19 protein-coding genes are annotated in these 25,575 nt (G+C 72.2%); 7 read left to right on the top strand and 12 right to left on the bottom strand.

Translation table 11 applies throughout. From position 1 onward, the window contains the following. Positions 1-224 precede the first annotated feature (224 nt). Positions 225-1,139 (bottom strand): 1-phosphofructokinase family hexose kinase, encoded by a 915-nt coding sequence (locus AC0IW9_RS03940; RefSeq protein ID WP_471646901.1) that lies wholly within the window; start codon positions 1,137-1,139, stop codon positions 225-227. A 67-nt stretch (positions 1,140-1,206) separates the two neighbouring features. Continuing rightward, positions 1,207-2,166 carry a Bug family tripartite tricarboxylate transporter substrate binding protein gene (locus AC0IW9_RS03935; protein WP_471646900.1) on the bottom strand — a complete coding sequence of 320 codons (960 nt, stop codon included), beginning with the start codon at positions 2,164-2,166 and terminating at the stop codon, positions 1,207-1,209. A 111-nt stretch (positions 2,167-2,277) separates the two neighbouring features. Between AC0IW9_RS03935 and AC0IW9_RS03930 the strand changes: the two genes are divergently transcribed. Further along, positions 2,278-3,030, top strand: coding sequence for an enoyl-CoA hydratase (locus tag AC0IW9_RS03930; RefSeq protein ID WP_471646899.1), 753 nt, complete (start codon positions 2,278-2,280; stop codon positions 3,028-3,030). Between the two features lie 11 nt (positions 3,031-3,041). Beyond that, positions 3,042-4,052: an NAD(P)H-dependent flavin oxidoreductase gene (locus AC0IW9_RS03925; protein WP_471646898.1), complete on the top strand. Its 1,011-nt coding sequence runs from the start codon at positions 3,042-3,044 to the stop codon at positions 4,050-4,052. 8 nt (positions 4,053-4,060) lie between these two features. Here AC0IW9_RS03925 and AC0IW9_RS03920 read toward each other — a convergent pair whose 3' ends face one another. The 6 genes from AC0IW9_RS03920 to AC0IW9_RS03895 form a co-directional block, all read right to left on the bottom strand. Continuing rightward, the gene (locus AC0IW9_RS03920; protein ID WP_471646897.1) at positions 4,061-4,816 is read right to left on the bottom strand and encodes a manganese catalase family protein; all 756 of its coding nucleotides are present in this window, start codon (positions 4,814-4,816) and stop codon (positions 4,061-4,063) included. A gap of 102 nt (positions 4,817-4,918) precedes the next feature. Then, a complete protein-coding gene (locus tag AC0IW9_RS03915; protein WP_471646896.1) occupies positions 4,919-6,460 on the bottom strand; it encodes a DHA2 family efflux MFS transporter permease subunit in 1,542 nt (513 codons plus the stop codon). Next, positions 6,460-7,557, bottom strand: coding sequence for an HlyD family secretion protein (locus AC0IW9_RS03910; RefSeq protein WP_471646895.1), 1,098 nt, complete (start codon positions 7,555-7,557; stop codon positions 6,460-6,462). The genes AC0IW9_RS03915 and AC0IW9_RS03910 overlap by 1 nt, the downstream gene beginning before the upstream one ends. A gap of 28 nt (positions 7,558-7,585) precedes the next feature. Continuing rightward, positions 7,586-8,044: a MarR family winged helix-turn-helix transcriptional regulator gene (locus tag AC0IW9_RS03905; RefSeq protein WP_471646894.1), complete on the bottom strand. Its 459-nt coding sequence runs from the start codon at positions 8,042-8,044 to the stop codon at positions 7,586-7,588. Between the two features lie 207 nt (positions 8,045-8,251). Further along, a complete protein-coding gene (locus tag AC0IW9_RS03900; RefSeq protein ID WP_471646893.1) occupies positions 8,252-12,052 on the bottom strand; it encodes a translocation/assembly module TamB domain-containing protein in 3,801 nt (1,266 codons plus the stop codon). A gap of 2 nt (positions 12,053-12,054) precedes the next feature. Continuing rightward, the gene (locus AC0IW9_RS03895; protein ID WP_471646892.1) at positions 12,055-13,950 is read right to left on the bottom strand and encodes an autotransporter assembly complex protein TamA; all 1,896 of its coding nucleotides are present in this window, start codon (positions 13,948-13,950) and stop codon (positions 12,055-12,057) included. 223 nt (positions 13,951-14,173) lie between these two features. On the opposite strand from AC0IW9_RS03895, the gene AC0IW9_RS03890 reads away from it, so the two are divergent. After that, complete coding sequence (locus AC0IW9_RS03890) at positions 14,174-15,331, top strand: amidohydrolase (protein ID WP_471646891.1); 1,158 nt, start codon at positions 14,174-14,176, stop codon at positions 15,329-15,331. A 254-nt stretch (positions 15,332-15,585) separates the two neighbouring features. Beyond that, the gene (locus AC0IW9_RS03885) at positions 15,586-16,074 is read left to right on the top strand and encodes a GNAT family N-acetyltransferase (RefSeq protein ID WP_471646890.1); all 489 of its coding nucleotides are present in this window, start codon (positions 15,586-15,588) and stop codon (positions 16,072-16,074) included. Here AC0IW9_RS03885 and AC0IW9_RS03880 read toward each other — a convergent pair. Then, a complete protein-coding gene (locus AC0IW9_RS03880) occupies positions 16,055-17,014 on the bottom strand; it encodes an alpha/beta hydrolase (protein ID WP_471646889.1) in 960 nt (319 codons plus the stop codon). The two genes, AC0IW9_RS03885 and AC0IW9_RS03880, sit on opposite strands and share 20 nt — an antisense overlap. Before the next feature lie 107 nt (positions 17,015-17,121). Between AC0IW9_RS03880 and AC0IW9_RS03875 the strand changes: the two genes are divergently transcribed. After that, positions 17,122-19,809 (top strand): bifunctional acetate--CoA ligase family protein/GNAT family N-acetyltransferase, encoded by a 2,688-nt coding sequence (locus AC0IW9_RS03875; RefSeq protein ID WP_471646888.1) that lies wholly within the window; start codon positions 17,122-17,124, stop codon positions 19,807-19,809. Positions 19,810-19,816: 7 nt separating this feature from the next. Here the strand turns inward: AC0IW9_RS03875 and AC0IW9_RS03870 are convergent, their stop codons facing one another. The 3 genes from AC0IW9_RS03870 to otnI all read right to left on the bottom strand — a co-directional run bounded on the left by AC0IW9_RS03870 (position 19,817) and on the right by otnI (position 22,667). Then, positions 19,817-20,695: a helix-turn-helix domain-containing protein gene (locus tag AC0IW9_RS03870; RefSeq protein WP_471646887.1), complete on the bottom strand. Its 879-nt coding sequence runs from the start codon at positions 20,693-20,695 to the stop codon at positions 19,817-19,819. 260 nt (positions 20,696-20,955) lie between these two features. After that, positions 20,956-21,843: a 2-hydroxy-3-oxopropionate reductase gene (locus tag AC0IW9_RS03865; RefSeq protein ID WP_471646886.1), complete on the bottom strand. Its 888-nt coding sequence runs from the start codon at positions 21,841-21,843 to the stop codon at positions 20,956-20,958. A 47-nt stretch (positions 21,844-21,890) separates the two neighbouring features. Beyond that, complete coding sequence (otnI, locus tag AC0IW9_RS03860; protein ID WP_471646885.1) at positions 21,891-22,667, bottom strand: 2-oxo-tetronate isomerase; 777 nt, start codon at positions 22,665-22,667, stop codon at positions 21,891-21,893. A gap of 106 nt (positions 22,668-22,773) precedes the next feature. Between otnI and AC0IW9_RS03855 the strand changes: the two genes are divergently transcribed. Together AC0IW9_RS03855 and AC0IW9_RS03850 are read left to right on the top strand one after the other, a co-directional pair. Further along, on the top strand, positions 22,774-23,901 hold the full coding sequence (locus AC0IW9_RS03855) for an AI-2E family transporter (protein ID WP_471646884.1): 1,128 nt from the start codon (positions 22,774-22,776) through the stop codon (positions 23,899-23,901). Between the two features lie 75 nt (positions 23,902-23,976). Continuing rightward, positions 23,977-25,566 (top strand): ABC transporter substrate-binding protein, encoded by a 1,590-nt coding sequence (locus AC0IW9_RS03850; protein ID WP_471646883.1) that lies wholly within the window; start codon positions 23,977-23,979, stop codon positions 25,564-25,566. Positions 25,567-25,575 lie beyond the last annotated feature (9 nt).

Below are 25,575 nucleotides of genomic sequence, written 5' to 3'. Positions count from 1 at the left end.
AGACCCGGCACTGGGCCGGTGGCGCTTGCACTACAGAGTTAAAATCGCCCGAACAAGAGTTGAAATTGCATTTCAAATCAAAGCCTGAATGACAGCATCCGATCTGGCGCCCGGCAAGATCAACCCAGCATTGCTGCCGGTCGGCCAAATCATGAATTAATCTTAACTGTAATGCAGGGGGCTTATAAAGGCCAGGGCATGGATGGCGCAGTACTGCATCCAGGCTAGACCGGCCCGATCCGCTGCCGCAGCCCCACCACATCCTCCCGCCGCGGATGCGCCGTGCCGGGCCGCATCACCGCCGCCGCGCCCGCCGCCATGCCCCAGGCGAAGGCCTCCCGCGGGGCCTCGCCTCGCGCCAGCGCCAGCACCATGGCGGCGAGGAAACTGTCGCCCGCGCCCACCGCGCCGAGCGCGGGCACGTCGAGGGCCGGCAGCCGCAGCACCCCGCCCGGTTCGGCCAGCAGCGCCCCCTCGTGGCCGAGCGTCACCGCCACCAGCCCGACCCTGCCAGCCCGCACCAGCGCCATCGCCGCCGCCTCCGGCTCGGCCTCGCCGGTCAGCGCCGCGAATTCTCCCCGGCTCGGCTTGATCAGCGCCAGCCCGGCGCCGAGCGCCGCCTGCAGCGGCGCGCCCGAGGTATCGAGCACGAAGCGCTGGCCGCGCCGCGCCGCGATCGCCGCCGCCCGGGCATAGACATCCGAAGGCACGCCGGGCGGCAGGCTGCCGCTGGCGACGACCCAGTCCGCCTCCACTGTCTCCAGCACCGCCAGCGCCGCCTGCCACTCCGCCTCGGCCAGCGCCGGGCCTTCCGGCACGAAGCGGTATTCCTGCCGGGTGGAAAGGTCGTGCACCGTATGGCTCATCCGCGTGCGGCCCTGGATCGGGATGGCCTGATGCGGCACCCCGCCCTCGGCCAGCAGCTCCAGCAGCAGATGCCCGCTGACCCCGCCGGCGGCGACCACCGCCAGCGTCTCCCCGCCCAGCTCGTGCAGCACGCGGGAGACGTTCACCCCGCCGCCGCCGGGATCGAAGCTCTCGTTGGTCGTGCGGATCTTGCGCACCGGCTGCACCGCGGGGGCATCCGCCGCGATGTCCACGGTGGGATTCAGGGTCAGGGTCAGGATCTTTGGGGTCATTTCAATCCGCTGCTCGAGGTCTTGGTCCAGCAACGCGGCGGAGGCGGCCGAAGTGCCGCCCGCCGCGTCAGTCGATCTGCAGGTTCATCTTCTTCAGCACCGGCCCCCAGCGCCGCGCCTCCGCTGCCAGGAATGTGGCGAGCTCCTCCGGCCCGGTGCCCATGGCGAATTGCCCCTCCGTCAGCAGCCGGTCCTTCAGGCTCGCCTCCTGCAGCGCCTGGCCGGCCGCCTGGGACAGCCGCTCCAGCACCGGCCGCGGCGTCTTGGCCGGCGCGACCAGGCCGAAGTAGGTCTGGGCGACGGCATCGGGCACCGTCTCGGCGAAGGTCGGGATCTCCGGCATGAAGGGCATCCGCCGGTCGCCGGTCCAGCCGATGATCCGCCCCTGGCCGTTGCGATGCGTCCCGATCGCCGAGGCCCCGCCCACCACCAGCAGGTCCAGCGTCCCCGCCAGGAAGTCGTTCAGCTGCTGCGCATCGCCGCGATAGGTCACGTCCTGCATGCGGATGCCGAGCGCATCCGCCACCATCACCGCCGCGATGTTGTTGAAGCTGGAAGGACCATTGGTGCCGTAGTTCAGCTTGCCCGGCTGCGACTTCGCCAAAGCCACGAATTCCGGGATGGTCTTCGGCAGCCGGTTCTGCAGCACGAAGGCGAAGGGCAGGATGCTCAGCAGCGAGATCGGCGCGAAATCCTCGACCTTGTAGGAGAGGTTGCGCATCAGCAGCGGGTTGAGCGTCAGCGTCGTGCCGGAATTCACCAGCAGGGTCAGCCCATCCGGCGCGGCGCGGGCGACGTATTCGGCGCCCACCACCGTCGCCCCGCCCGGCCGGTTCTCCACCTGCACCGGCTGGCCCAGCGACCGCGCCATGCCTTCCGCCAGCAGCCGCCCCATCAGGTCGGTGGAGCCGCCGGGCGGGAAGGGGACCACCAGGGAGATCGGCCGCGCCTGGGCGTAGGCCGGCGCCGCCAGCAGCCCTCCGCCCATCGCCAGCAAGGGCCGCCGGCCGATCCGCAGCTTGGTCATCGTCTCTCTCCCCGGTTTTGCCGGCAGCCTGCCACGCTTCGCACCGGCCGGGAAACCACCGCTTGACGCCGCCGCGCGCCCCGCCTGCTATGCGCGCCGGAGGAGCCCCGAATGTCCGACCATATCCAGGTCTCGAATGCCGATGGCATCTGCACCATCACCATCGCCCGGCCCGAGAAGAAGAACAGCCTGACCCGCGCGATGTATGCCGTGCTCGCCGGCGCCATCGAGGCCAGCGCCGCCGATCCCGCCATCCGCTGCCTGCTGCTGACCGGGGAGGGCGAGGTCTTCTGCGCCGGCAACGACATCGGCGAGTTCCAGAACCGCGCGCCCGAGGACCCGAACGCCCCGCCGCCGAGCAAGCGCTTCTACTATGGCCTGGCGAATTACGAGAAGCCGATCGTCGCCGCCGTCCCCGGCCTCGCCATCGGCATCGGCTGCACCATGCTGCTGCATGCCGACATCGTCTATGCCGCCCCCGAGGCGCGCTTCCGGCTGCCCTTCGTCGACCTCGGCCTGGTGCCGGAGCTCGGCTCCTCCATGCTGGTGCCCTGGATGGTCGGCCGGCAGAAGGCCGCCGAGCTCATGCTGCTCGGCGACTTCTTCGATGCCACGGCCGCGCAGGAGATGGGCTTCGTCAACCGCATCCTGCCGCGCGGCGAACTCCTCGACACCGCGCGCGCGACGGCCGCCCGCCTCGCCGCCAAGCCGCCGGAGGCGCTGCGCCTGACCAAGCGCCTGCTGCGGCAGCACCACCCGGCGCTGCTGGAACGCATGGAGGAGGAGCGCGGCCTGCTCGCCGCCCGGCTGCGGACCGACGAGACCCAGGCCATCATGGCCAACGTGCTGAAGCCGAAGCGCTGAAGGAAATCCGCATGTCCCTGATCGACTCCCTGAAGGGCCGGCTCTCGCTGCCGCTCATCGGCTCGCCGCTCTTCATCATCTCGGTGCCCGACCTCGTCGTCGCGCAATGCACCGCCGGCGTCATCGGCGCCATGCCCTCGCTCAATGCCCGCCCCGGCGAGCTCTTCGAGGAATGGGTGATCGAGATCAAGGAACGCCTCGCCGCGCATGACGCGCGCCATCCGGAGCGGCCCGCGGCGCCCTTCGCCATCAACCTCATCGTCCACAAGTCCAACGACCGGCTGGACCACGACCTCGCCGTCTGCGTGCGCCAGCAGGTGCCGCTGATCATCAGCAGCCTCGGCGCGCGGGAGGAGGTGAATACCGCCGTCCACGGCTACGGCGGCCATGTGCTCCACGACGTCATCAACCAGCGCTTCGCCCACAAGGCGATCGAGAAGGGCGCCGATGGCCTGGTGCTGGTCTGCGCCGGCGCCGGCGGCCATGCCGGGGCGCTCTCGCCCTTCGGCTTCGTGCAGGAAACCCGCGCCTGGTTCGACGGCCCCATCGCGCTCTCGGGCGCCATCGCCAATGGCCGCAGCGTGCTGGCGGCGGAAGCGCTCGGCGCCGACTTCGCCTATGCCGGCAGCGCCTTCATCGCGACGCAGGAGGCCCGCGCCCAGCCGGAGCAGCAGCAGATGATCCTCGACTGCGGCGCCGAGGACATCGTCTATACCAACCTCATCACCGGCGTGCACGGCAACTACATGAAGCCGAGCCTGGCCCGTGCCGGCCTCGACCCAGAGAACCTGCCGACCTCCGACCCCTCCGCGATGAGCTTCGGCACCGACCGCAGCAAGCGCCGCTGGAAGGACATCTGGGGCGCCGGCCAGGGCATCGGCGCGGTCGGCGACATCCCCCCGGCCGGCGATCTCATCGCCCGCTGGCGGCGGGAGTACCACGCCGCCCGGGCCCGCCTCGGCGCCGGCTGCCCGCTGGTCAATCCCGCCTGGGAAGCCGTGCTGGACGCCGCCGCCGAGTAGCCGCAAGCCTATTCGGCGGCCAGCTTCACCGGCTTCTCGTCGTCGGAATTCACCGGGGAGGGCGGCATCCCGCCCTTCGGCTTCGGGTCGGCGACGTATTCGATCTGCTGGCCGTTGTAGATCGTGCCCTGGTTCCACGGGCCGCGGTGGTCGTCGCCCTGCGACAGGTTGAAGACCACGTTCACCGTGTCGTCCGGCTGCACCGTGCCGAACATCGGGTCGTCCAGCTTGCCCATCTGGTTGAGCGCGGCCATGAACATATTGGCGTGGGTGATCTCCCGCGTCAGCAGGTGCACCAGGACCTTCTTCGTCCCCTCGTCGTCGCAGCGCTTGATCAGCGCCTCGTAGGTCTGCCGCGCCCCGGCCTCGGCCGAGATATTGGCGCGCAGGTCGCGCACCACGTTGCCGCCTTCCTGGACATAGGTCGCGGTCCAGGCGCTGCCCTGGCTATCGACCAGATGCGGGCCGATGCCCTTCATCTGGAACAGCGGCGCGTCGTAGACCGGCGTCTGGTCCAGCTTCGAGGTATGCTGGACGATAAGCTTGCCGACCATCTCGAGGTGGCTGAACTCCTCCATGGCGATATCCTGCAGCATGTCGCGGATCGCCGGGTCGGTGATGTGGAAGGACTGCACCCAGTACTGCAGGGCGGCCGTCAGCTCGCCGGTGGCGCCGCCGAATTGCTCCAGCAGGTACTGGCCGAACCGGGCATCGGGGGTGCCGACATTCACCGGCATGATGGTCTCTTTGCGGTGCAGGAACATGGATCTCGCTTCCCTTGATTGACGCTCCCCGGGACAACGGTCCATAGCCGCATTCGTTAGATGGACCCGCGACGGCAACGACATGCGGCCGCGGGTCCCGTCTCAATCCATCGCCGCATGTGCCGGGTCGGGCGCGGCGGCCTGGGGCGGCCGCTTCATCAGCGGCAGCAGCACCAGCATCGACAGCGCGAGCACCATCAGCAGCCAGAAGTCGTCGGCATAGGCGATGATGCTGGCCTGGCGGGTGATCTCCTGGTTCAGCAGCGCCGCGCCCTGGGTCGTCGCCGGGTTCCACCACTGGTGCACTGCCGGCAGGTCGAAGGCGCGGTTCAGCGGGGAGACATGCATCGCAAGATCCGCATGCACCACCTGGGTATTCCGCGTCAGCATCGCCGCCATGGCGGAGATCCCGATCGCGCTGCCGAGGTTCCGCATCAGGCTGATGAGCGAGGTCCCGTCCGTCCGCAGCTTCGGGTCGAGCGTGGCGAAGGCCACCAGGTTCAGCGGGATGAAGACGAAGCCGAGCCCCATGCCCTGCACGATGGTCGTCGTCACCAGCGTGAACATGGAGACATCGGGCGTCCAGCGCGTCATCTCCCACAGGGTCCAGGACAGCATCAGCACGCCGATGCCCATGACCTTGCGCGGGTCGAAGCGGCTGGCCAGCCGCCCGGCCAGGAACATCGCCGCCATGGTGCCGAGGCCGCGCGGCGCCATCGCCAGGCCGGCGGTAAACACCGGGTAGTCGCCCAGGGTCTGCAGATAGGGTGCCAGCAGCGCCGAGGTCGCCAGCAGGATGGCGCCGACCGCGAACATGATGCCGAGCCCGGCGACGAAGTTGCGGTTGGCGAAGATCGGCGGCGGGATGAAGGGCCGCTCGGCGGTCGTCATGTGCACGAGGAACAGGTAGATGCCGAGCCCGGCCAGCACCGCCTCGACGATGATCTCGGTCGAGCCGAACCAGTTCAGCAGCTCGCCGCGGTCGAGCATGATCTGCAGCGCGCCGATGCCCAGGGCCAGCACGCCGAAGCCGAACCAGTCGAAGCCATGCCCGGGCGCATTCTCCTCCTTCGGCAGGAAGAGCCAGAGCCCGATGAAGGCGAGGATGCCGAAGGGCAGGTTGACGTAGAAGACCCAGCGCCAGTTCCAGCTCTCGGTCAGCCAGCCGCCGAGCGTCGGGCCGAGGATCGGCCCCACCATCACCCCCATGCCCCAGATCGCCATGGCCGAGCCACGCTGCGCCGGCGGGTAGATGTCCAGCATGGTGGATTGGCTCAGCGGCACCAGCGCCGCGCCGAAGGCGCCCTGCAGCAGGCGGAAGGCCACCATCTGCGGCAGCGACTGCGCCGCGCCGCAGAGCACCGAGGCCAGGGTGAAGCCGCCGACCGAGCCGAGGAAGACCGCCCGCCGGCCGAAGCGCCCGGCGAGGAAGCCGACCGGTGCCGTCAGGATGGCGGCCGCGGTGATGTAGCTGGTCAGCACCCAGGTGATCTGGTCGGCGGTCGCCGCCAGCCCGCCCTGCATGTAGGGCAGCGCCACATTGGCGATGGTCCCGTCCAGCGCCTGCATCAGCGTCGCCACCATGGCGCAGACGGTGATGATGCCGCGGTTCGGGACCTTCGCATCGCCATCGGTGACGGCCATCAGAAGATGTCCGACAGGTGCCGCACATGCCCCGTGTCGATGGAGACGACGGCGCTCATCCCCGCCCGCAGCCGCGGCCCGCCTTCCGGCTGCACCACGGCGATCCGCACCGGGATGCGCTGCACCACCTTCACCCAGTTGCCCGAGGCATTCTGCGCCGGCAGCACGCTGAAGGTGGAGCCGGAGGCGGGGCTGATGCTCTCGACCTTCGCCTGCCAGGTCACGCCGGGATAGGTATCGACCGTGATGGTCGCGGCATCGCCCGGCTTCACATAGGTCAGGTCGGTCTCCTTCGGCAGCGCATCCACCCAGACCTTCTCGCCCGAGACCAGCGCGAAGGCCGGCGTCGCCGCGCCGAGGTACTGGCCCGGCTGCAGGGTGGAGACCTGGGTCACGATGCCGGCGAAGGGCGCCCGCAGCGTCGCGTGGTCGAGCTGGCGCTGTGCCTCGGCGAGCTTGGCCGCGGCCTCGAGGTAGTCGGGGTGCTGCTCGACCGGCGCATCGGCGGTGCCGCCGAGCTTGGCGAGCTGCACCTTGGCCTGGGCCCGCAGAGATTCCAGCGTCTGCTGCGCCTGCTGCAGGCCGAAGCGGCCCTGGTCGTAGGTGGAGCGCGAGACCGCGCCGCTGGCCACGATCTGGGCGCTGCGGTCGAAGGTGGCCTGGGCGAGCTGCACCGCCGCCTCCTGCGCCGAGGCATCGCGCAGCAGCCGCTGGTAGTCGGCCTGCATCGCGGCGATGCTCAGCCCGGTCTGCTGCAGCTGCGCCTTCGCCTGGTCCAGCGCATGGCGGAAGGGCGCCTCGTCGAGCTGCACCAGCACCTGGCCGGCGGCGACGCCGTCGCCCTCATGCACCGCGATGCGCTGGACGATGCCGCCGACATCGGTCGCCAGCAGCAGCCGGTCGGCCTGCACATAGGCATCGTCGGTGCCGGCATAGCGGCCGCCGTTCAGCCAGAACAGGCCGGAGCCGATGATGACGGCGGCGACGCCGCCGGCCATCAGCGCCGGCCGCAGCCAGCGGCGGCGGCGTGCCGGCGCCGGGGGGGGCGGGGCAGGGGCCGGCGTGGCGGAAGCCGCCTCGGGTTCGGCAAGGCGCATCTGTCCATCGGGCATCGGTCGGGCTCTCTCAGGCAGCGGCGCCGGCGGCCTCGGCCCCGGCGAGCAGGTTGGATTTCATCGCCAGCAGCGCTGCCATGGCGGTCTCGCGCTGGTCGGGCGGCAGGCCACGGGTCGCCGCGGCCTCGAAGGCACGGCGCGCGGCATCGATCTCGGCCAGGACCGGCGCCGCCTCGGGCTGCAGGTGCAGGCGCCAGCAGCGGCGGTCGGCCGGATCGGCCCGGCGCTCGACCAGCCCGCGCGCCGCCAGCCGGTCCACCAGCCGCCCCACCGTGATGGGCTCGACCTCCAGCAGCTCGGCCAGCTCGCGCTGGGTCAGCCCGTCGTGCCGGCGCAGCTTGGCGAGGATCATCCATTGCGCCCGGGTCATGCCATGCGCCCGGGCGCGCCGGTCCGCCAGGGTGCGGACCAGCCGGGCCACATCGGTCAGCAGGATGATGAAATCGTCGGGGGGCGGGGAACTGGGCATCGGGGGGTCACTCACGCGGCTTAAGATAAGCCGCGTTATCATAACCATAATACCCAAGGCCAGTTGCGATGCGCCGGCTGCAACCCGCCCCTGCGTCCGGCGCGGGCTGGCGCGCGATCGTCCGAGGCGGGGTCACCGAAAGACGTCAATCGCGCGAAAAAACGGGGAGCTGGCCCGCGATCCGGGCTTCCCTCAGCGGATCGCGGGCTAGTACTCGAACTCGTAGGACAGCCCGATCCGGTCCCCCGCCGGCCCGGTCGCCGTCTGGCCTTCCAGCTTGATGTTCGGCGTGATCTCCACCTGCACGCCGACGCCGGTCTGGCCGCCATTGGTGCCCTGCCGGACCCCGAGGAAGACCCCCGGCGCCACGTAGCGCCCGGCCTCGACCGAGGCGGCGTTGCTGCCCGCGGCGCTGCTGACCCCGAGCCGGTCGAGGCCCAGCGCATTCCGCACCCGGTCCAGCGGGCTGGCCCCGCCGCCCACGCCGGTGAGCTGCGCCAGCGCCGCGCCGAGCTGGGCGATCTCGAAGGGGCTGAGGTTGCCGGTGGCGCGGTCGAACAGCAGCCGCGCCAGCACCTCGTCCTGCGGCAGCTCGGGGGAGGAGGTGAAGGCGACCTTCGGCGCCGTCGGCGTGCCGGTGATGGCGACGGTGATGGTCGTGCTGCGCGCCGTCGCCTGGGCCGAGAGGTCGAGCTGCGGCACCAGCGTGCCGGAGACGAAGCTGATGCTGCCGCGCTGGAAGGTCAGCTTCCGCGCCAGGATATCCAGCGTCCCGCCTACCAGGGTCAGCGCGCCGGAGGGCACCGGCGCCGCCGTGGTGCCGCCCACCTGCACGTCGCCGCCCATCTCCACGTCGATGCCCCGGCCGCGGATGAAGACCCGCTTCGCCGTGACCTTCACGTCGAGGGTCAGCGGCGGCCCCGGCGGCGGCGGATTGGCCACCACCGGCGGCGGCCGCACCGTGCCCGGCGGCGTCCGCCCGCGTTCCCGCACATTGGTCAGGGTCGGCACGCTGGCCGGGATGGTGGTCGGCACCTGGATCTCCGCCTGCTCGATCCGCACCTCGCCGGCGATCGCCGCGCCGCCGGTCAGCGGCCCGCGCACCGTCAGGTCGGCGCCGATGGTCGCCGTCCCCAGCTCCGAGGCGACGGGCCTCGCGTTGCGCGCCCGGATGGCGAGGTCGGCCGGGAAGCCGGTCGCCCCGGCATCCACGCTGCCGGTCACGCCGATGGTGCCGCCGCCGGTGGTCTTGCCCTCCAGCCGCTCGATCACCAGCCGGGTGCCGTCGCCGGTCAGCACGCCGCCGATATCCGACAGCCGCACCCCGGTGCTGGCATTGCGGTACTCGCCGCCGGTCAGCGTGGCGCGCCCGCCGAAGCGCGGGGCGCCGATGGTGCCATCCGCCCGCAGGGCGAGGGCCAGCCGCCCGGTCGCCCGGTCCGCCCCGGCGGCGAGGAAGGGGCCGGCCAGCGGCGCCAGGTTCAGGCTGCCGTCCAGGGTCGCCGCCAGCGCGCCATTGGGCCCGAAGCCGCCCGGCGCGAAGGCGCTCGGCAGCCGCGCCGTGGCGACGATGCTGCCGGCCGGGCCGGCGCCGATCTCGGCCCGCGCCTGGGTGGCGTCGCCGACCATGCTGGCTTCCGCCTTCAGGGTCAGCAGCGGCAGCCCGCGCGCCCAGTCGGCGCCGAGCCCGATGCCGGTGCCGTTCAGCGTGCCGCGGATCTCCGGCTTGGCCACCGGCCCGGTCGCCCGCACCTCGCCGCTCAGCATGCCGCGCGGGGCCAGGTCCGGGGCGAAGCGCTGCGCCAGGGTCAGCGGCAGGGCGGCGATGGTCAGCCCCATGTCGGCCCGCTCAGGCCCCCAGCGGCCCGCCGCTTGCACCCGCCCGCCATTGCCGATGGCCAGTGCCAGCCCGGCGACCTCCACCCCGCCGTCGCCGCCGAGCTGCACCCGCGCCGGGCCGGTCAGGCGGATGGTCTCCTCCATCGCCTTGGCCTCCAGCGCCGCGAGGTCGAGCCGCCAGCCGCCATTCGCCGCCGTCACCCGGCCGCGGCCCGACAGGTCGCCCGCCGTCGCCTTGCCGCGCAGGGTCCAGTCCAGCGCCTGCGGCGTGCCGGCGACCGTCGCCGCCAGGTTGCCCTCCTGGCCGGCATAGCCCAGCCGCGGCGCATCCAGCTTGACCTCGAAGCCCTGCACCCCATCCCGCGGCGCCAAGGCCGCGTCCACGACCAGCCGCCCGGCCAGGCCCACGACCCCGGCGAGCCGCCCAAGCGGCGCGAGATCGGTCGCCTCGAGCCGCGCACTGCCGTCGAAGAGCTGCGCCGCCGGGTCCAGCCGCCCGGATGCGGTCAGCCGCGCCGGGCCGAGCCGCGCTTCCGCCGCCTCGATCTGCACCGCCTGGCCATCCGGCCGGCCGCGGAAGTCAAGGCTCACCGGCATCCCGTCGAGCGTCGCCACCAGGTTGGCGGTGCCGCGCGGCGCCGAGGCCGGCGTCGCCACCTGCGCCTGCAGCCGCAGCCCCTCCAGCACCCGCCCCGCCGCGGCGATCCGCCCGGATTGCGCCGAGACGGTCAGGTCCGGGTCGGCCAGCTTCCCCGCCGCATGCACCCGCGCCTCCAGCGCCCCTTCTGAGCCGGCACCCAGCACCTCCAGCCGCGGCAGCGAAGCTTCGAGGTCCAGCGCGATCGGCTCGGCCAGCGTGCCCTTCGCCGCCAGCCGCCCCTCGGCCCCGGTCACCACCGCATCCAGGCTCGGGCCGGGCAGGGCGGCCTTCAGCGCCAGGGTCGGCGCCGGGCCGAGCACCGCATCCGCCTGGGCCACGCCGGTCGCCAGCCCCTGCGGCTGGGCGGTCATGTCGATGGCCGGCGCGGCGATGGTGCCGGTCACCCGCGCTTCGGCGGCGACCCCGGTCCAGGCCAGCCCGGCCGGCAGCAGCGCGCCGAATTTCCGGGATTCGACCAGCGCCAGCACCAGCCGCAGGTCCAGCGCCTCGGTGCCGAGATCGACCCCGCCCGTCGCCGTCACCGTCCCGGCCGGCAGGGTCAGCGACAGGTCCTGCAGCGCCAGCCGCCGGTTCGCCGGCAGATCCGTATCCAGCGCGAAGCCCAATGGCATCGCCAGCGGCCGGAGGTCGGCCGGCAGCAGCGGCGCCGCCCGCGCCTCGCCCCGCAGGGTCGCGCCGAAGCCGCCATCCGGCGTCGCCCGCACCATCCCCGCCGCCTGCAGCCCGACCGCCTCGCCGATCCCGGCCCGCAGGTCCAGCGCCGCGCCCGAGGCCGGGCCGTCCAGGGTCATCGCCAGGTGCAGCGGCGCATTGCCCCAGCCGCCGTTCTCGCCCTGGGCGGGCGGCGGGATGAAGCCGGCCACCAGCCCGCCCGGCGCCTCGTCGAAGGTCAGCCGCGCCGAGAGCCGGTCCGCCGCCGGGGTCAGCGCCAGGTTCAGCGCCGCCCGCGCCTCCGCATCCAGCCGCCGCAGGTCCAGCGCCGCCAGCAGCCCGCCCGATTCCAGCTTCGCATCGCCGGTCAGCGAGAAGACCGCCGACTGCCCCAGGACCGGCGCGCCGAGCTCGATCCGGCCGATCGCCAAGCGGTCCAGCGCCACGGCCACCGGCAGGCTGGGCAGGCTCGGCAGCACCGTCTCGCCCGGCGGCGTCGGCGGCGCCTCGGGCCCGGCCGCCGGCAGCCGCGCGACGGCGACCCGCGCCGCCTCCAGCCGCTCCACTCGGAAGGTGCCGCTGGTCAGCGCCATCAGGTCGAGGTCGATCCGCCCATCCTCGAGCACGACCCACTCGCCCTCGGCATCGGCATAGCCGAGCCGCTTGAAGCCCAGATGCCCCGGCAGCGGCCCGCGCAGCCCGGTGATGCTCAGGCCCGGCACGAAGCCCGCCGCCTGGCGTTCCAGGAATTCCCGCCCGCCCTCGGTATTCACCCAGGCCAGCGCCCCGGCGACCACCAGGACCGGCAACAGGATCAGCAGCGCCAGGGCGCCCAGCACCCATTTCAGGATCCGCATGCTCAGAACGCCTGGCCGATGCCGACGTAGAGCCCGTAGCCCGAGGACCCCGGCTGCCGCACCACCGGCAGCGCCACATCCGCCCGCACCGGGCCGATGGCGGTGTAGTAGCGCAGGCCCAGGCCGGCACCGACCCGGAGGTTGGAGGTATCCGGCACCGAGGCATTGCTGACCGCGCCGGCATCGACGAAGGCCACGGCGCCGAAGTCGCCATAGACCCGCTGCCGCCACTCGACGCTGCCCTCGACCACGCTGGCGCCGCCATTGGGCTTGTTGCGCTCGTCCCGCGGCCCGATCGACTGGTAGTCGAAGCCGCGCACCGAGCCGCCGCCGCCGGCATAGTAGCGCAGGTGCCGCGGCACGTCGGCCCGCCCGGCGCCGAGCAGGGAGCCGAAGCTGCCGCGCACCGCCAGGATGCTGCGGCGGTCGCCCCGCACGTCCCAGTAGGTGCTGCCGGTCAGCCGCAGCGGCACGAAGGGCGCATTGTCGCGGAGGCTGTAGGAGGGCTGGATGGTGCCCTCGCCGCGCCAGCCCTTGGACGGGTCCAGCAGGCTGTCGGTGCCGTCGTAGCGCGCCCCGAACAGCACGCCGACGATCTGGTAGGGCGAGAGCTTGCCGTCCGGCGGGCCGATGCTGCCGAATTCGGCGGTCGGCCCAGCCCGGACCGTGAGCTGCTCGGTCACCCGGCGTTCCAGGAAGACCGAGGCGGTCGCGGCATCCCGGTCATAGGCCTCCAGCCGCTCCCGCAGGGCGCCGATGCTGGCCACCAGGGTCAGGTCGCGGCCGAAGATGCCGGGGCTGCGGTAGGTGGCGCCGGTGCGGTAGGTCATCTGGTCCAGCGCGCCGCCGGTGCCGATGCGGGCGACCTCGCCCTCGATCCGCAGCCGCTCGGCGCCGCCGAAGAGGTTGCGGTGCTCCCAGTAGACCTTCACCGTCGGGCCGTAATTCGTCTCGTAGGCGGCGGTGACGCCGACCGCATGGCGAGCCCGTTCGGCGACCGTGAAGGTGGTGGGCAGCCGGCCCTCGGCATCCAGCCGCTCCGCCGCCCGCGCCCGGACCGAGCCGAAGGGGCCGAGCGCCATCATTTGCTGCCGCGCCTTCTCCAGCGTGGCCGGGCTATAGGGTTCGCCGGCGATCCGCCCGGCCTGGCGGCGCAGGAAGTCCGGGTCCACCTGGGTCGCACCCTCGACCACCGGCGGGGCGAAGGTGGCTTCCGGCCCCGGCGCCAGCCGCCAGGAGATCTCCATGGTCTTGGCGCCGTGGTCGACCGTCGTCTCCCGCCCGGCCTGCACCGCCAGCGGATGGCCGGCCTCCAGCAGCCGGTCGAGCAGGATCCGCTCCGCCGCCAGCACCGGCTCCGCCCGGGCCACGTCGCCGGGGGCGATGCCGAAGGGCTTGGCTACCGCCGCATCCACCGCCGGCTGCTCGGCCGGTGTGGTCCCGCGCACGGCGATGCTGGAGACGCGATAGGGCTGGCCCGGCTCCACCGTGATCCGCACCGGCACCGGTTCGGCGTTCGGCCCCCCGTTGGGTCCGGTACGGGGCGTTCCCTCGAGCTTGGCCGGCAGCGCCGGGTCGCCCAGCGGCAGCCCGTCCACCACGATCCGCGCGACGCCGGCCCAATAGCCCTCCGAGCGCAGCGCCTGCTGCAGCCGCTCCCGGTCGCCCTCGGCCCGGCCCAGCACGCCGCCGGGGCTGGTCGGCGCGCTGTCCTGCAGCGCCCTGAGCTGGGAGACCGCGCCGAGCGCCGCATCCAGGCGGGAATCGCCGCTCGGGACGATCTCCACCTTGTAGGGCAGGGTCGCTTCATCCGGTGGCGGCGGTTCCTGGGCGCGAAGGGCGCCCACCACGAGAAGCGGGGCGAGGAGGACCAGCAGGGGGCGAAGGGAAGGATGCACGAAGATGAAGCGGTTTCCTGAGCGAAGGGTTTCCTTTGGTCCATCCGTTGCGTGAGCGGGACCTCGGGGGCCAGGTGCGACGGGCCGATGCCTGTCTCTGCCATGAATGCCGGCGGCATCGAAGCGCGCTCTGCATCGTCCGCCTCGCTTTGTCGTGAGCCTTTGGCGAAGAAACCACGGGGCCGTGGCTTCACCTGGCGCCAAAGCAGCCTAGACTAGGAACATGGACCAAGCCCTTGCCGAGACCCTCACCGGGTGGCGCCGCCACCTGCACGCCAACCCGGGCCTGACCCTGCATGAGGGCCAGACCGCCGCCTTCGTCGCGGAGAAGCTCCGCGCCATGGGGGTCGAGGTCACCGAGGGCGTCGGCGGCCATGGCGTGGTCGGCACCATCCGCCGCGCTAAGGGAGGTGCTTCCAACCGCTCCGTCGGGCTGCGCGGCGACATGGATGCGCTGCCGATCCAGGAGCTGAACGCCCTGCTGCCGCACCGCTCCACCATCCCCGGCGTGATGCATGCCTGCGGCCACGACGGCCATACCACCGCGCTGCTCGGCGCCGCCGCGCTGCTGGTGGCCGACGAGAGCTGGACCGGCACCGTGCAGCTGGTCTTCCAGCCGGCCGAGGAGGGCGGCGGCGGTGCCCGCTCCATGATCGCCGACGGGCTGTTCCAGCGCTTCCCGATGGAGCGGATCTTCGGCTGGCACAACTGGCCCGGCCTCGCCGCCGGCACCATCGCCGTGCACGAGAGCGCCGTCATGGCCGCCGGCGCCCGCTTCGAGATCATCTTCGAGGGCCATGCCGGCCATGCCGCCCTGCCGCACCTGACCCGGGACCCGATGATCGGCGCCGGCCACTGCATCGTCGCGTTGCAGTCCATCGTCGGCCGCAACATCGACCCGATGCAGGCGGCCGTCGTCAGCGTGACCGTCGCCGAGGCCGGCGAGGCGCAGAACCAGGTCGCCGCCCGCGCCACCCTGAAGGGCACCGCCCGCTGGCTGACCGACGAGACCGGCGAGGCGATTGAGACCGCCATGCGCCGCATCGCCGCCGGCATCGCCGCGACCTTTGGGCTGGAGGCCGAGGTGGTCTTCAAGGTCGGCGTCGCCCCCACGGTGAACCACCCGGCCGAGCGCGAGGCCGCGGCGGTCGCCGCCGCCGCCGTGACCCAGGTCCGGCGGGACATGCTGCCGGCCATGACCGGCGAGGATTTCTCCTTCTTCCTGAAGGAGGTCCCGGGCGCCTTCGTCTGGATCGGCAATGGCCCGGGGGATGGCGGCTGCGAACTGCACAACCCGGCCTATGACTTCAACGACGCCATCCTGCCGGTGGCCAGCGGCTTCCTGGCCGAGGTGGCGAAGCGGGCGCTGGCCGGGGACTAGCCCGGCGGGGCGGGTGAGGCTTGCGGATCGGTGTGGAAAAGGATAATATTCCTTTATCGGCGCCGTCCCTATGGCCGATCCGTCGCCCGGCGAATGTTTTCGGCGGCAGAATGGAACAATAACAATGGGTTACTGTAAAATTCTGGTTCGGAATTGAGCCGAATTTTATGGAATTGAGGGGAATTTTACGGAATTTAGGCGAATTGAGCAGCTTTGAGCCGAATTGATCGGCGCGATCCGGGCTATCCAGGGCCATGCCCTGGCGCCCGATGACCGCAGCGGACCTGCCCGACGTCCTCGCTCTCGCCGATCGGCTGCACCCCGGCTATCCGGAATCCCCCGCCGTCTTCGCCGACCGGCTGGCCCTCGCGCCGGGCTTCTGCCGGATGCTGCCGGGCCTCGGCTATGCCATCGCCCATCCCTGGGCCGGGCAGGCCCCGCCACCGCTCGACACGGTGCTGGGCATCCTGCCGGCCGCGCCGGATCGCCTGCACCTGCACGACATCGCCCTGCATCCGGAGGCCCGCGGCACCGGCCAGGCCGCGGCGGTGGTCGCGGCGCTGCTGGCCGATGCCACGGCCCTGGGCCTCGGCCGCGCCGGCCTGCTCGCCCTGCCGGGCAAGGCGGACTACTGGGCCCGCCTCGGCTTCCGCCCCGCCGCGTGGCCGCCCGGCCCGGCGCTGGCCAGCTACGGTCCGGGCGCCCTGCCGATGGAGCGTGCCCTCAGCCGAAGCGCGCCCTGAGCCAGGCGGCCGCTTCCGCCACCGACCGGTCCGCCGCCGCCACCCGGCCGACCGCCCGCAGGAAGCCATGCACCGTGCCGGGAAAATGCGCGGTCTCCACCGCGACGCCGGCGGCGCGCAGCCGGGCATCCATGGCGTGGTTCTCCTGCGCCAGCACGTCCAGCTCGGCGATATGCAGCAGGCAGGGCGGCAGGCCCGCCAGGTCGGCCCGCAGGGGCGCCGCCAGCGGGTTCAGCCGGTCGGCCGGGCGCGGCGCATAGGCCTCCCAGTAGAAGCGCATCTTCTCCTCGGTCAGCCCATAGCCGGTGGCGAATTCGCGGTAGCTCGGCGTATCCAGCCGGCTGTCGAAGACGCCGTAGTTCAGCAGCAGGCCGCGCAAGGGGATCGGCGCCGGCCCGTCCCGCAGCGACAGCGCCAGCCCGGCCGCGAGATTGGCCCCGGCCGAATCGCCGCCGACCACGATCCGCGCCGGATCCAGCCCCCAGGCGGCACCCCCCGTCGGGCCCTCGGCGGCGATGCAGCGCAGCACCGCCTCGCATTCCTCCAGCGCCTGGGGGAAGACCGCCTCGGGGCTCAGGGCATAGTCGGGGCCGACCACGGCGCAGCCGGCGGCGGCGGCATATTCGCGCATCAGCCGGTCATGCGTGTCGATGCTGTTCCAGACCCAGCCGCCGCCATGGAGATAGAGCAGCACCGGATGCGGCCCCGGCCCGGCGGGCCGGTGCACCCGGCACTGGATCCGCCGCCCGCGCACCGGCAGCCAGCGGTCGCCGCTCTCGGCCAGGACCGGGCCGCCCTCGCTGAGCGGCACGTTCAGCGCCTCGGTCAGGGCGCGCGGGGTATCGAAGGGCAGCTCGAGCCGGATCGGCGGCAGGGCGGCGGCGCGCTCCTCCATCATCCGGTTGAAATCCGCCATCTCCGGGTCCATCCGAGGGTCCATCGCCGCCGCTCCGCGCCTGTTGCCGCGCCACTGGAAAACGCCGCCGCGGCCGCGGCAAGGGGCCATGGTTGCCGGGTCCCCGCGGCGGGCCCATGCTGCACTGCGCCATGCCAGAGATGATCCCGCGCAGCCTCACCCCCGGTTACCAGGCCCGCGCCCTGTTCAGGCCGCGCAGCTTGGTGCTGGTCGCCGACCCGGCGCAGCCCGAATCGGCCATCCTCGCCGCCAATATCGCGGCCGGTGGCTTCAAGGGCCGCGGCTTCGTCATCGGCATGGAGGTACCCGGCCTGCTCCCTGCGGCCGAGATCGCGGCCCTGCCGGAAGCCCCGGACCTCGCCGTGCTCTGCCTACCGCCGGCGGCGCTGGAGCCGGCGATGGCGGCGCTGGCCCGGCGCGGCTGCTTCGCCGCCATCGTCCCCGGCCCGGCCCCGGGCCTTGCGGCAGTCTCCGCCCGCACCGGGGTCCGCGCCCTGGGCCAGGGCAGCTTCGGCCTCGCCATCCCGGCGATCGGGCTGAACGCCACGCTCTCCCACATCGCCCCGAGCCCGGGGCGGCTGGCGCTGGTGACGCAATCCGCGGCGCTGGCCCGGGTGGTGCTGGACTGGGCGGCGGCGGAGCAGCTCGGCTTCAGCCATGTCATCGGCATCGGCGGCAATGCGACGCTCGGCTTCGCCGCCTCGCTCGACTGGCTGGCGCGGGATGCCGGGACCGGCGCGGTGCTGCTGGACCTGCGGCGGGTCCGCAACCGCCGGCAATTCGTCTCCGCCGCCCGGGCCACGGCGCGGACCCGGCCGGTGCTGGCGATCCGCGCCGGCAGCCGCATCACCGACCCCTCCGGCCGCACCGAGGCGGTGATGGATGCGGCGCTGCGCCGGGCCGGCGTGCTGCGGGTCTCAGGGCTCGAGGACCTGCTTTCCGCCGCCGAGACCCTGGCGCGGGTGCGGCTGCGGCCGGTGGCGACGCCGCCCGGCGGGGCCCTGCCGCCGACCCGGATCGGCATCGTCAGCAACGGCATCGGCCTCGGCCACCTCGCCGCCGATGCGGTCATCGCCGGCGGCGGGCAACTGGCGGCGCTGCGCCCGGAGTCGCTGACCGCCTTCGGCCTGCTGATGCCAAGGGGAGAAGGCTTGGGGGAGGGGCGGGGGCAGTGGCCGGGCAATCCGCTTTCGCTCGGCCCCGATGCCGGGGCGCGGCTGGCCGAGGCCGCCGCCATGCTGGCCAGCCTGCCGGAGGTGGATGTGGTGCTGGCGCTGCATGCCCCCGCACCCGGCGAGGTGCAGGCCGATGCCGCCGAGGCCGCCGCCGCGGCGATGATCGCGGCCGGCCGGGCCGGCGCCGGCCGCGCCGCCCCCATCCTGGTCGGCTGGGCCGGGCAGCAGACCGCCGGCCGCCAGCGCCGCGCCATGGCCGAGGCCGGGCTGGCCGTATTCGCCACGCCGGAGGGCGCGGTGCGCGGCGCCCTCCACCTCGCGGCCGATCGCCGCAACCGCGCCGCCGCCGCCGAGCTGCCGAGCCGCGAGGTTCTGGAGCTGGCGCCCGACCGCGCCGCGGTGCGCCGGCTGCTCGAGGCGGCGCGCGCCGCCGGCCGGCTGGCGCTGACCGAGGAGGAGGCGCTGGCGGTGCTCGCCGCCTATGGCATCCCGACGGTGCCCGGCCGCCGTGCCGCCGGCCCGGCCGAGGCGGCCGATGCCGCCGCCATGCTGGGCTTTCCCGTGGTGCTGAAGGTCCTCAGCCCCGACATCCAGCACAAGAGCGACATCGGCGCCGTGGTGCTGGGCCTCGGCAGCGCCGCGGCGGTGCGGGAGGCGGCGGAGGTCCTGCTGCGCCGGGTCCGCGCCGGCCGGCCGGAGGCACGGATCGACGGGCTTTTGGTGCAGCGCCAGGCGGCGCGGGCGCTGGAGCTGCGGCTGCGGCTCGGCGAGGATGCGATGTTCGGCCCCTGGATCGGCTTCGGCCAGGGCGGCACCGCGGCGGACCTGAGCGCGGACGAGGCCTATGACCTGCCGCCGCTGAACCTGGCGCTGGCCGGGCAGCTCATCGGCCGCTCGCGCACCGCCCGGCTGATGGCCGGCTTCCGCGACCACCGGCCGGCCAACCGAGGCGCGGTGGCGGAGGCGCTGGTGCGGCTCTCCCAGCTCGCGGTGGATTTTCCCGAAATCGCGGCGGTGACGATCAACCCGCTCTTCGCCGATGCCCAAGGGGTGCTGGCGGTGGATGCGGCGCTGGTGCTGCGCCCGGCGGGGGAGCAGTCCGAGCTGTCCATCCCGCCCTATCCGGCGGAGCTGGCCCGGCCCTTCCGCACCCGCGCGGGGGAGGTGCTGACCATCCGGCCGATCCGTCCCGAGGATGCCGCGGCGCATGCCGAGGCCTTCCATCGGCTGGACCCGGAGGATGTGCGGCGGCGCTTCTTCTCCCCGCTGAAGGAGATGTCGCCGGCGCTGGTCGCCCGGCTGACGCAGATCGACTACGACCGGGAGATGGCCTTCATCGCCACGCGGCGGACCGCGGCGGGCGCCGAGGAAACGGTCGGCGTCGCCCGGCTGATCCGCGATCCGGGCGCGCCGGCGGCGGAATTCGCGGTGGTGGTGGAGCAGGCGATGAAGGGCCAGGGCGTCGGCCGCCACCTGATGGAGCGGCTGTTCGAATGGGGCCGCGGCGTCGGGGTGCAGGAGGTGGCCGGCCATGTGCTGGCCGACAACCGGCCGATGCTGGCTTTCGTCCGCGGCCTCGGCTTCACCCTGAAGCGTTCGGCCGAGGAGGAGGAGGTGATGGAGGCGCGCCTGAGCCTCCAGTAGGACGCCTCTAGTCGGCGCGGGCGGTGCGGATCAGCTCCCGCACCTTCGCGGCGGCGGCGGCGCCCTTCAGTGCATCCCGCCAGGCCGCCTCGGCGACGCGCTGGTGGACGGCGATGGCCTCATCCGCCGCGGTGATCATGGCGACGCCCAGGCCCGCGGTCGGCTGCGCATCCGGCGGGAAGGGGCTGCCGACCACATGGGCGCGGTCCCGCCCGCGCAGCACGATGAAGGCGCCGGAGGGATCCGGGCCGTTGCTGAGGCCGAGCTGCAGGCCGATCGGCACGCTTTCCATCAGGGTGGCGATGCTCTCGGCTTCCGCCACGGCGGCGGCGCGGCACCGGCTGCGGCTGCGCTCCGGCAGGGTGATGCCGGCGGCGACGCCATCCTGCAGGAAGCGGCGGAGCGCGGCTTCCGAGAGGATGCCGATGATGTTCGGCTTGCGCTGCTGATGGACCTTCTTGCGGGCGGTGAGCAGGCCGAGCGCCTGGTCCGCCATGGCCCGGGCGGGGACGCGGTCCGGCGCGGCATCGGCGGCTTCGGTCCAGGCCTCGGCCAGCGCGCCCTCGAAGGCATCGGTCGAAACCTGGTAGCAGAGCGCGCCGCCGACCATCAGGATCTGGTCGGCCTGTTCCTCGACCTGGCGGAGCCGTTCCTGGAAGGCGATCGGGCGGGAGAAGTATTCGACGCCGATTCCGAGCAGCGAGAGCGGCGAGATCTTCAGCAGTTCAGCCAGCCGCCGGATCGTGTCCAGCTTGATGACCTCACCTTTTTCGTAACGGTACAGGGCGGCGCGGGATACGCCGAGCCGCGCGGCGATCTCCTCGGCCCTGAGGCCCGATTCGAGGCGGTAAGCCCGCAACTGCTGCCCGATATCCGCAAACCGCATGATCGCCTCCGATCCTTCTCAACGCCGGCTTTTCCGGCCCGCCGATTGGACCTGACAAAGGTTAGGTTTTTGAGAAGATATCTCATGCCTCTGGCGGCACGCCAAAAACCATGCCCTTGGCACGTCGCAAAATCAAGCGCTTGGAACCATTGCGACATGTCCGGACATGTCGCAAGCGCCGATGGTGTGCCTGCGGAGATTCATGCGCGGAATGCGTGTGGAATCCGGGAAAAGCGCTTGGCCTTCCCCGGCGATGGGCCTCAGCCCTGGTCGGGGGCGACCGGATGCGCCGCCATGGTCTCCAGCGCCTTGACCAGGCCGGAATGGTCGAGTTGGCCGCCGCCGGCGGCGACGCAGGCGGAGAAGAGCTGCTGGGTCGAGGCAGTATTCGGCAGGGCCACGCCCAGTTCCTTGGCCGAGGTCAGGGCCAGGTTCAAGTCCTTCTGGTGCAGGGCGATGCGGAAGCCGGGGTTGAATGTCCGCTTGATCATGCGCTCCCCATGCAGTTCCAGGATGCGGGAGGTGGCGAGGCCGCCCATCAGCGCCTGGCGCACCTTGGCCGGGTCGGCGCCGGCCTTGCTGGCGAAGACCAGGGCCTCGCCCACCGCCTCGATGGTGAGCGCAACGATGATCTGGTTGGCGACCTTGCAGGTCTGCCCGGCGCCGGTCTCGCCGACCAGGGTGATGTTCTTGCCCATCTTCTCGAACAGCGGCTTCGCGCGCTCGAAGGCGGCCTCGTAGCCGCCGACCATGATGGTGAGGCTCGCCTGCTTGGCGCCGACCTCGCCGCCGGAGACCGGGGCATCGAGGTAGTCGGCGCCGCGGGCCGCGACCTTCGCCGCGAATTCCTTGGTCGCGGTCGGGCTGATCGAGGACATGTCGATGACCAGCTTGCCGGCCGAGAGCCCGGCGGCGACGCCGCCGGCGCCGAAGAGCACGGCCTCCACGTCGGGGGTGTCGGGCACCATGATGATGACGACCTCGGCCGCGGCGGCGACCGCGGTCGCATCGGCGGCGACGGTGAAGGCGCCGCGCGATTCGGTATCGAGGCTCTTCCGCTCCGGCACGACGATCTCGTGGCCGGCGGTCTTGAGGTGCAGCGCCATGGGCTTGCCCATGATGCCGAGGCCGATGAAGCCGATTTTCATGTGGATGAGTCCTTCTGGAATGTCGAAATCAGGGGCGCCTTGGCGCGTTACTTGTACGGCGCGAACCAGCCGAGGCCGGCTTCGGTCTCGCCGGCGGGGCGGTACTCGCAGCCGATCCAGCCCTGGAAGCCGAGCGCATCGATGGCCTTGAAGACGAAGGGCCAGTTGACCTCGCCGGTGCCCGGTTCGTTGCGGCCCGGATTATCGGCGACCTGCATGTGGGCGATGATCGGCAGGTGCTTCTCCACCCGCTTGACGATGTCGCCCTCGGTGATCTGGCAGTGGTAGAGGTCGAACTGCAGGCCGAGCTTGTCCGGCCCGATGGCCTCGATGATGGCCGCGCCCTCGGCCATCGTGTTGAGGAAGAAGCCCGGGATGTCGCGGTGGTTGATCGGCTCGATCACCGGCTTCACGCCCACCTTGGCGCATTCCTCGGCAGCCCAGGCGAGGTTCGCCGCATAGGTCGAGAGCAGGGTGTCGCGCGGCACGCCGGCGGGGGCGAGGCCGGCCATCAGGTGCAGCCGCGGGCAGGCGAGGGCGGCGGCATAGTCGAGCGCCTTCCTCACCCCCTCGCGGAACTCGGCCTGGCGGCCGGGCAGGGCGGCCTGGCCGCGCTCGCCCTTCGCCCAGTCGCCCGGCGGGGCATTGAACAGCACCTGGCTGAGGCCGTTGTCCTTCAGCCGGGTGGCGATCTCGGCCGCGGGGAATTCATAGGGGAAGAGGAATTCGACCGCCTGGAAGCCGGAGGCGCGCGCCCGGGCGAAACGGTCGAGGAAGGGCACCTCGGTGTACATCATCGAGATATTGGCGGCGAAGCGCGGCATGGTCCCCCCGGGGGTTGGTTGGAGCGCAAGCTACCCAGCGGCCGTCATGGTGGCTACTGGGGATGGAAGGCGTGCGTCGCGGCAAGGCTGATGATACGGGAGCCGCATGTCCGATCTGCCCCCGCCCGACTCGCTTCCGCCCAGCCCCGCCCCGCGGCATCGTCCGACCCTCGCCGAGGGCTTCAACCCGGCCCGGGTGCTAGGGCTGATCGCCGTGCTGGTGCTGACCGTCGCCTGCCTGCTGGTGCTGCGGCCCTTTCTCTCGGCGCTGCTCTGGGCGGCGATCCTGGTCTTCTCCACCTGGCCCGCCTACCGGGTGCTGCGGGAGCGAACCGGGCTTTCCCCCGGCTGGGCCGCCGGCGTCATGGTGCTGGCGGAATTCCTGCTGATCGGCCTGCCGCTGGTCTTCGCCACGCCGACCCGGCGGGAGGATATCGAGGGGCTGCGCGGCACGGTCGAGGCCTTCCTGACCCAGGGCATGCCGGGGCTCGGCGATTGGCTCGGCAAGCTGCCGCTGGTCGGCGGCTATTTCGCCGAGCATCTGGAGGGGGTGGATTTCGGCTTCTCCGGCCTCACCGACCTGCTCAGCCCCTATGCCGGGACCCTGGCGCAGAATGCCCTGGCGGTGCTGCTGGCGGTGCTCTCGGGCCTGGCGGAGGTGCTGGTGGCGATCTTCCTCGCCTTCTTCCTGTATCGGGACGGGCCGGCGATCGCCCGCCGGGTGGAGGCGGCGCTGGAGCGGCTGGCGGGCGACCGCACCCGGCACCTGGTGGCGCTGACCGGGGACGTGACCCGGGGCGTGGTCTATGGGCTGCTCGGCACCGCGGTGGTGCAGGGGATCATGACGACCTTCGGGCTGTGGCTTGCGGGGGTGCCGCGGCCGGTGCTGCTCGGCGTCATTGCCGGGGTCATCTCGATCATGCCGGTCGGGGCGCCGCTGGTCTGGATTCCGGCGACGCTCTGGCTGTTCAGCCAGGACCAGACCGGCTGGGCGATCTTCCTCGGGCTCTATGGCGCCTTCGGGATCAGCAGCGCGGACAATGTCATCCGGCCCTGGCTGATCTCGCGCGGGGCGGACCTGCCGCTGCTGCTGACCCTGCTGGGCGCGCTGGGCGGGGTCTTCGCCTTCGGCTTCCTGGGGCTGTTCCTTGGGCCGGTGCTGCTGGCGGTCGGCTATTCGTTGCTCAACGATTGGGCGAAGGACGAGGCGAAGCCGGTGGAACCGGGGCGCTGACGACTTCCGCTCGCCGGGGCCAGGCCCTATAGCGCTCGGATGACCCGGAAACCGGGCAGAGGCGGGAGACATGGGATGCGGATGAAGGCGCGGGGCCTGGCCCTCGTTCTGGCCATGGGGTTGATCTGTGCGGGTGCGGCGGAAGCCCGCAGCCTGCGCTGGGCCGCGAGCGGCGACCCGAGTACCATGGATCCGCACAGCCAGAATGTCGGCACCGTGACGATGGTGCTGCAGCAGATCTATGACCCCCTCATCAAGCGGGAGCGCGACCTGTCGCTGGCCCCCGGCCTCGCCACCGCCTGGGTCCAGGCCGAGCCCGCCCGCTGGCGCTTCACCCTGCGGGATGGCGTGACCTTCCACGAGGGCGAGGCCTTCGGCGCCGAGGATGTCGCCTTCTCCCTGCAGCGGGCACTGCAGCCGACCAGCAATTTCGGCATCTATGTCGATACCATCGAACGGGTCGAGGTCATCGACCGGCTGACCGTCGATATCCATACCAAGGCGCCGGACCCGATCCTGCCGAACAAGCTGGCCAGCGTCTTCATGATGTCGAAATCCTGGTCCGAGCGGAACAACGCCGCCCGGCCGCAGAACACCCGGGCGCGGGAGGAGCTCTTCACCACCCGCAACACCAACGGCACCGGCGCCTTCCGGCTGGCGAGCCGCGAGCCCGACGTGCGGACCGTGCTGGCGCGCAACGCCGGCTGGTGGGGCTGGGCGGTCGAGGGCAATGGCGGCAACGTCACCGAGATCGTCTACCGGCCGATCGCCTCGGATGCGACGCGGGTCGCGGCGCTGCTCTCGGGCGAGGTGGATTTCGTGCTGGACCCGCCGCTGCAGGACCTCGGCCGGCTGCGCGCGGCGCCGGGCGTGAAGGTGCTCGAGGGGCCGGAGGTGCGCAGCATCTTCCTCGCCATGGACCTGTCGCGCGACGAGCTGCTGTATTCGGACGTGAAGGGAACCAACCCCTTCAAGGACATCCGGGTGCGCCGGGCGCTGTATCAGGCGATCGACATCCAGGCGATCCATCGCACCACCATGCGCGGCCAGAGCGTGGTCACCGGCACGCTCTTCCCCGAGCAGGTCAACGGCTATGCGAAGGAGGAGGATGTCCGGCTGCCCTTCGACGTGGCCCGCGCCCGGGCGCTGCTGGCCGAGGCCGGCTATCCCCAGGGCTTCGCGGTGACGCTCGATTGCCCGAACAACCGCTACATCAACGACGAGCAGATCTGCCAGAACATCGCCGCCATGTGGTCTCGGATCGGGGTGCGGACCACGCTGAAGTCGCAGCCGCTGGCGCCCTTCTTCGCCCAGATCCAGCGCGACGACACCAGCATCTACCTGCTCGGCTGGGGCGTGCCGACGCTCGATGCGCTCTATTCCTTTCAGTCGCTGCTGGCGACGCGGAACGGCGCGCAAGGGGACGGCATCTGGAACTACGGCCGCTATTCCAACCCGGCGATGGATGCGCTGATCCAGCGCATGAAGGTCGAGACCGGCGAGACGCGGCAGGCCACCATCCGCGAGGCGCTGCGTCTCTATCGTGAGGACGTGCCGCATATCCCGCTGCACCACCAGATGATCCCCTGGGCGATGCGGTCCAACATCACCATCCCCCACATGGCCAACAACCAGCCCTATTTCCGCTGGGCCGTGGTGAACTGAGAGGCTCCG

The sequence above is a fragment of the Belnapia sp. AC561 genome, assembly GCF_979252845.1.
This window is presented reverse-complemented; position numbering and strand designations above follow the sequence as displayed.

What these genes read in the sequence shown, in the direction of transcription:
- AC0IW9_RS03940 (WP_471646901.1), bottom strand. Translation starts at nt 1,139, where the DNA reads ATGACCCCAAAGATCCTGACCCTGACCCTGAATCCCACCGTGGACATC.
- AC0IW9_RS03935 (WP_471646900.1), bottom strand. Translation starts at nt 2,166, where the DNA reads ATGACCAAGCTGCGGATCGGCCGGCGGCCCTTGCTGGCGATGGGCGGA.
- AC0IW9_RS03930 (WP_471646899.1), top strand. Translation starts at nt 2,278, where the DNA reads ATGTCCGACCATATCCAGGTCTCGAATGCCGATGGCATCTGCACCATC.
- AC0IW9_RS03925 (WP_471646898.1), top strand. Translation starts at nt 3,042, where the DNA reads ATGTCCCTGATCGACTCCCTGAAGGGCCGGCTCTCGCTGCCGCTCATC.
- AC0IW9_RS03920 (WP_471646897.1), bottom strand. Translation starts at nt 4,816, where the DNA reads ATGTTCCTGCACCGCAAAGAGACCATCATGCCGGTGAATGTCGGCACC.
- AC0IW9_RS03915 (WP_471646896.1), bottom strand. Translation starts at nt 6,460, where the DNA reads ATGGCCGTCACCGATGGCGATGCGAAGGTCCCGAACCGCGGCATCATC.
- AC0IW9_RS03910 (WP_471646895.1), bottom strand. Translation starts at nt 7,557, where the DNA reads ATGCGCCTTGCCGAACCCGAGGCGGCTTCCGCCACGCCGGCCCCTGCC.
- AC0IW9_RS03905 (WP_471646894.1), bottom strand. Translation starts at nt 8,044, where the DNA reads ATGCCCAGTTCCCCGCCCCCCGACGATTTCATCATCCTGCTGACCGAT.
- AC0IW9_RS03900 (WP_471646893.1), bottom strand. Translation starts at nt 12,052, where the DNA reads ATGCGGATCCTGAAATGGGTGCTGGGCGCCCTGGCGCTGCTGATCCTG.
- AC0IW9_RS03890 (WP_471646891.1), top strand. Translation starts at nt 14,174, where the DNA reads ATGGACCAAGCCCTTGCCGAGACCCTCACCGGGTGGCGCCGCCACCTG.
- AC0IW9_RS03885 (WP_471646890.1), top strand. Translation starts at nt 15,586, where the DNA reads ATGCCCTGGCGCCCGATGACCGCAGCGGACCTGCCCGACGTCCTCGCT.
- AC0IW9_RS03880 (WP_471646889.1), bottom strand. Translation starts at nt 17,014, where the DNA reads ATGGACCCTCGGATGGACCCGGAGATGGCGGATTTCAACCGGATGATG.
- AC0IW9_RS03875 (WP_471646888.1), top strand. Translation starts at nt 17,122, where the DNA reads ATGCCAGAGATGATCCCGCGCAGCCTCACCCCCGGTTACCAGGCCCGC.
- AC0IW9_RS03870 (WP_471646887.1), bottom strand. Translation starts at nt 20,695, where the DNA reads ATGCGGTTTGCGGATATCGGGCAGCAGTTGCGGGCTTACCGCCTCGAA.
- AC0IW9_RS03865 (WP_471646886.1), bottom strand. Translation starts at nt 21,843, where the DNA reads ATGAAAATCGGCTTCATCGGCCTCGGCATCATGGGCAAGCCCATGGCG.
- otnI (WP_471646885.1), bottom strand. Translation starts at nt 22,667, where the DNA reads ATGCCGCGCTTCGCCGCCAATATCTCGATGATGTACACCGAGGTGCCC.
- AC0IW9_RS03855 (WP_471646884.1), top strand. Translation starts at nt 22,774, where the DNA reads ATGTCCGATCTGCCCCCGCCCGACTCGCTTCCGCCCAGCCCCGCCCCG.
- AC0IW9_RS03850 (WP_471646883.1), top strand. Translation starts at nt 23,977, where the DNA reads ATGCGGATGAAGGCGCGGGGCCTGGCCCTCGTTCTGGCCATGGGGTTG.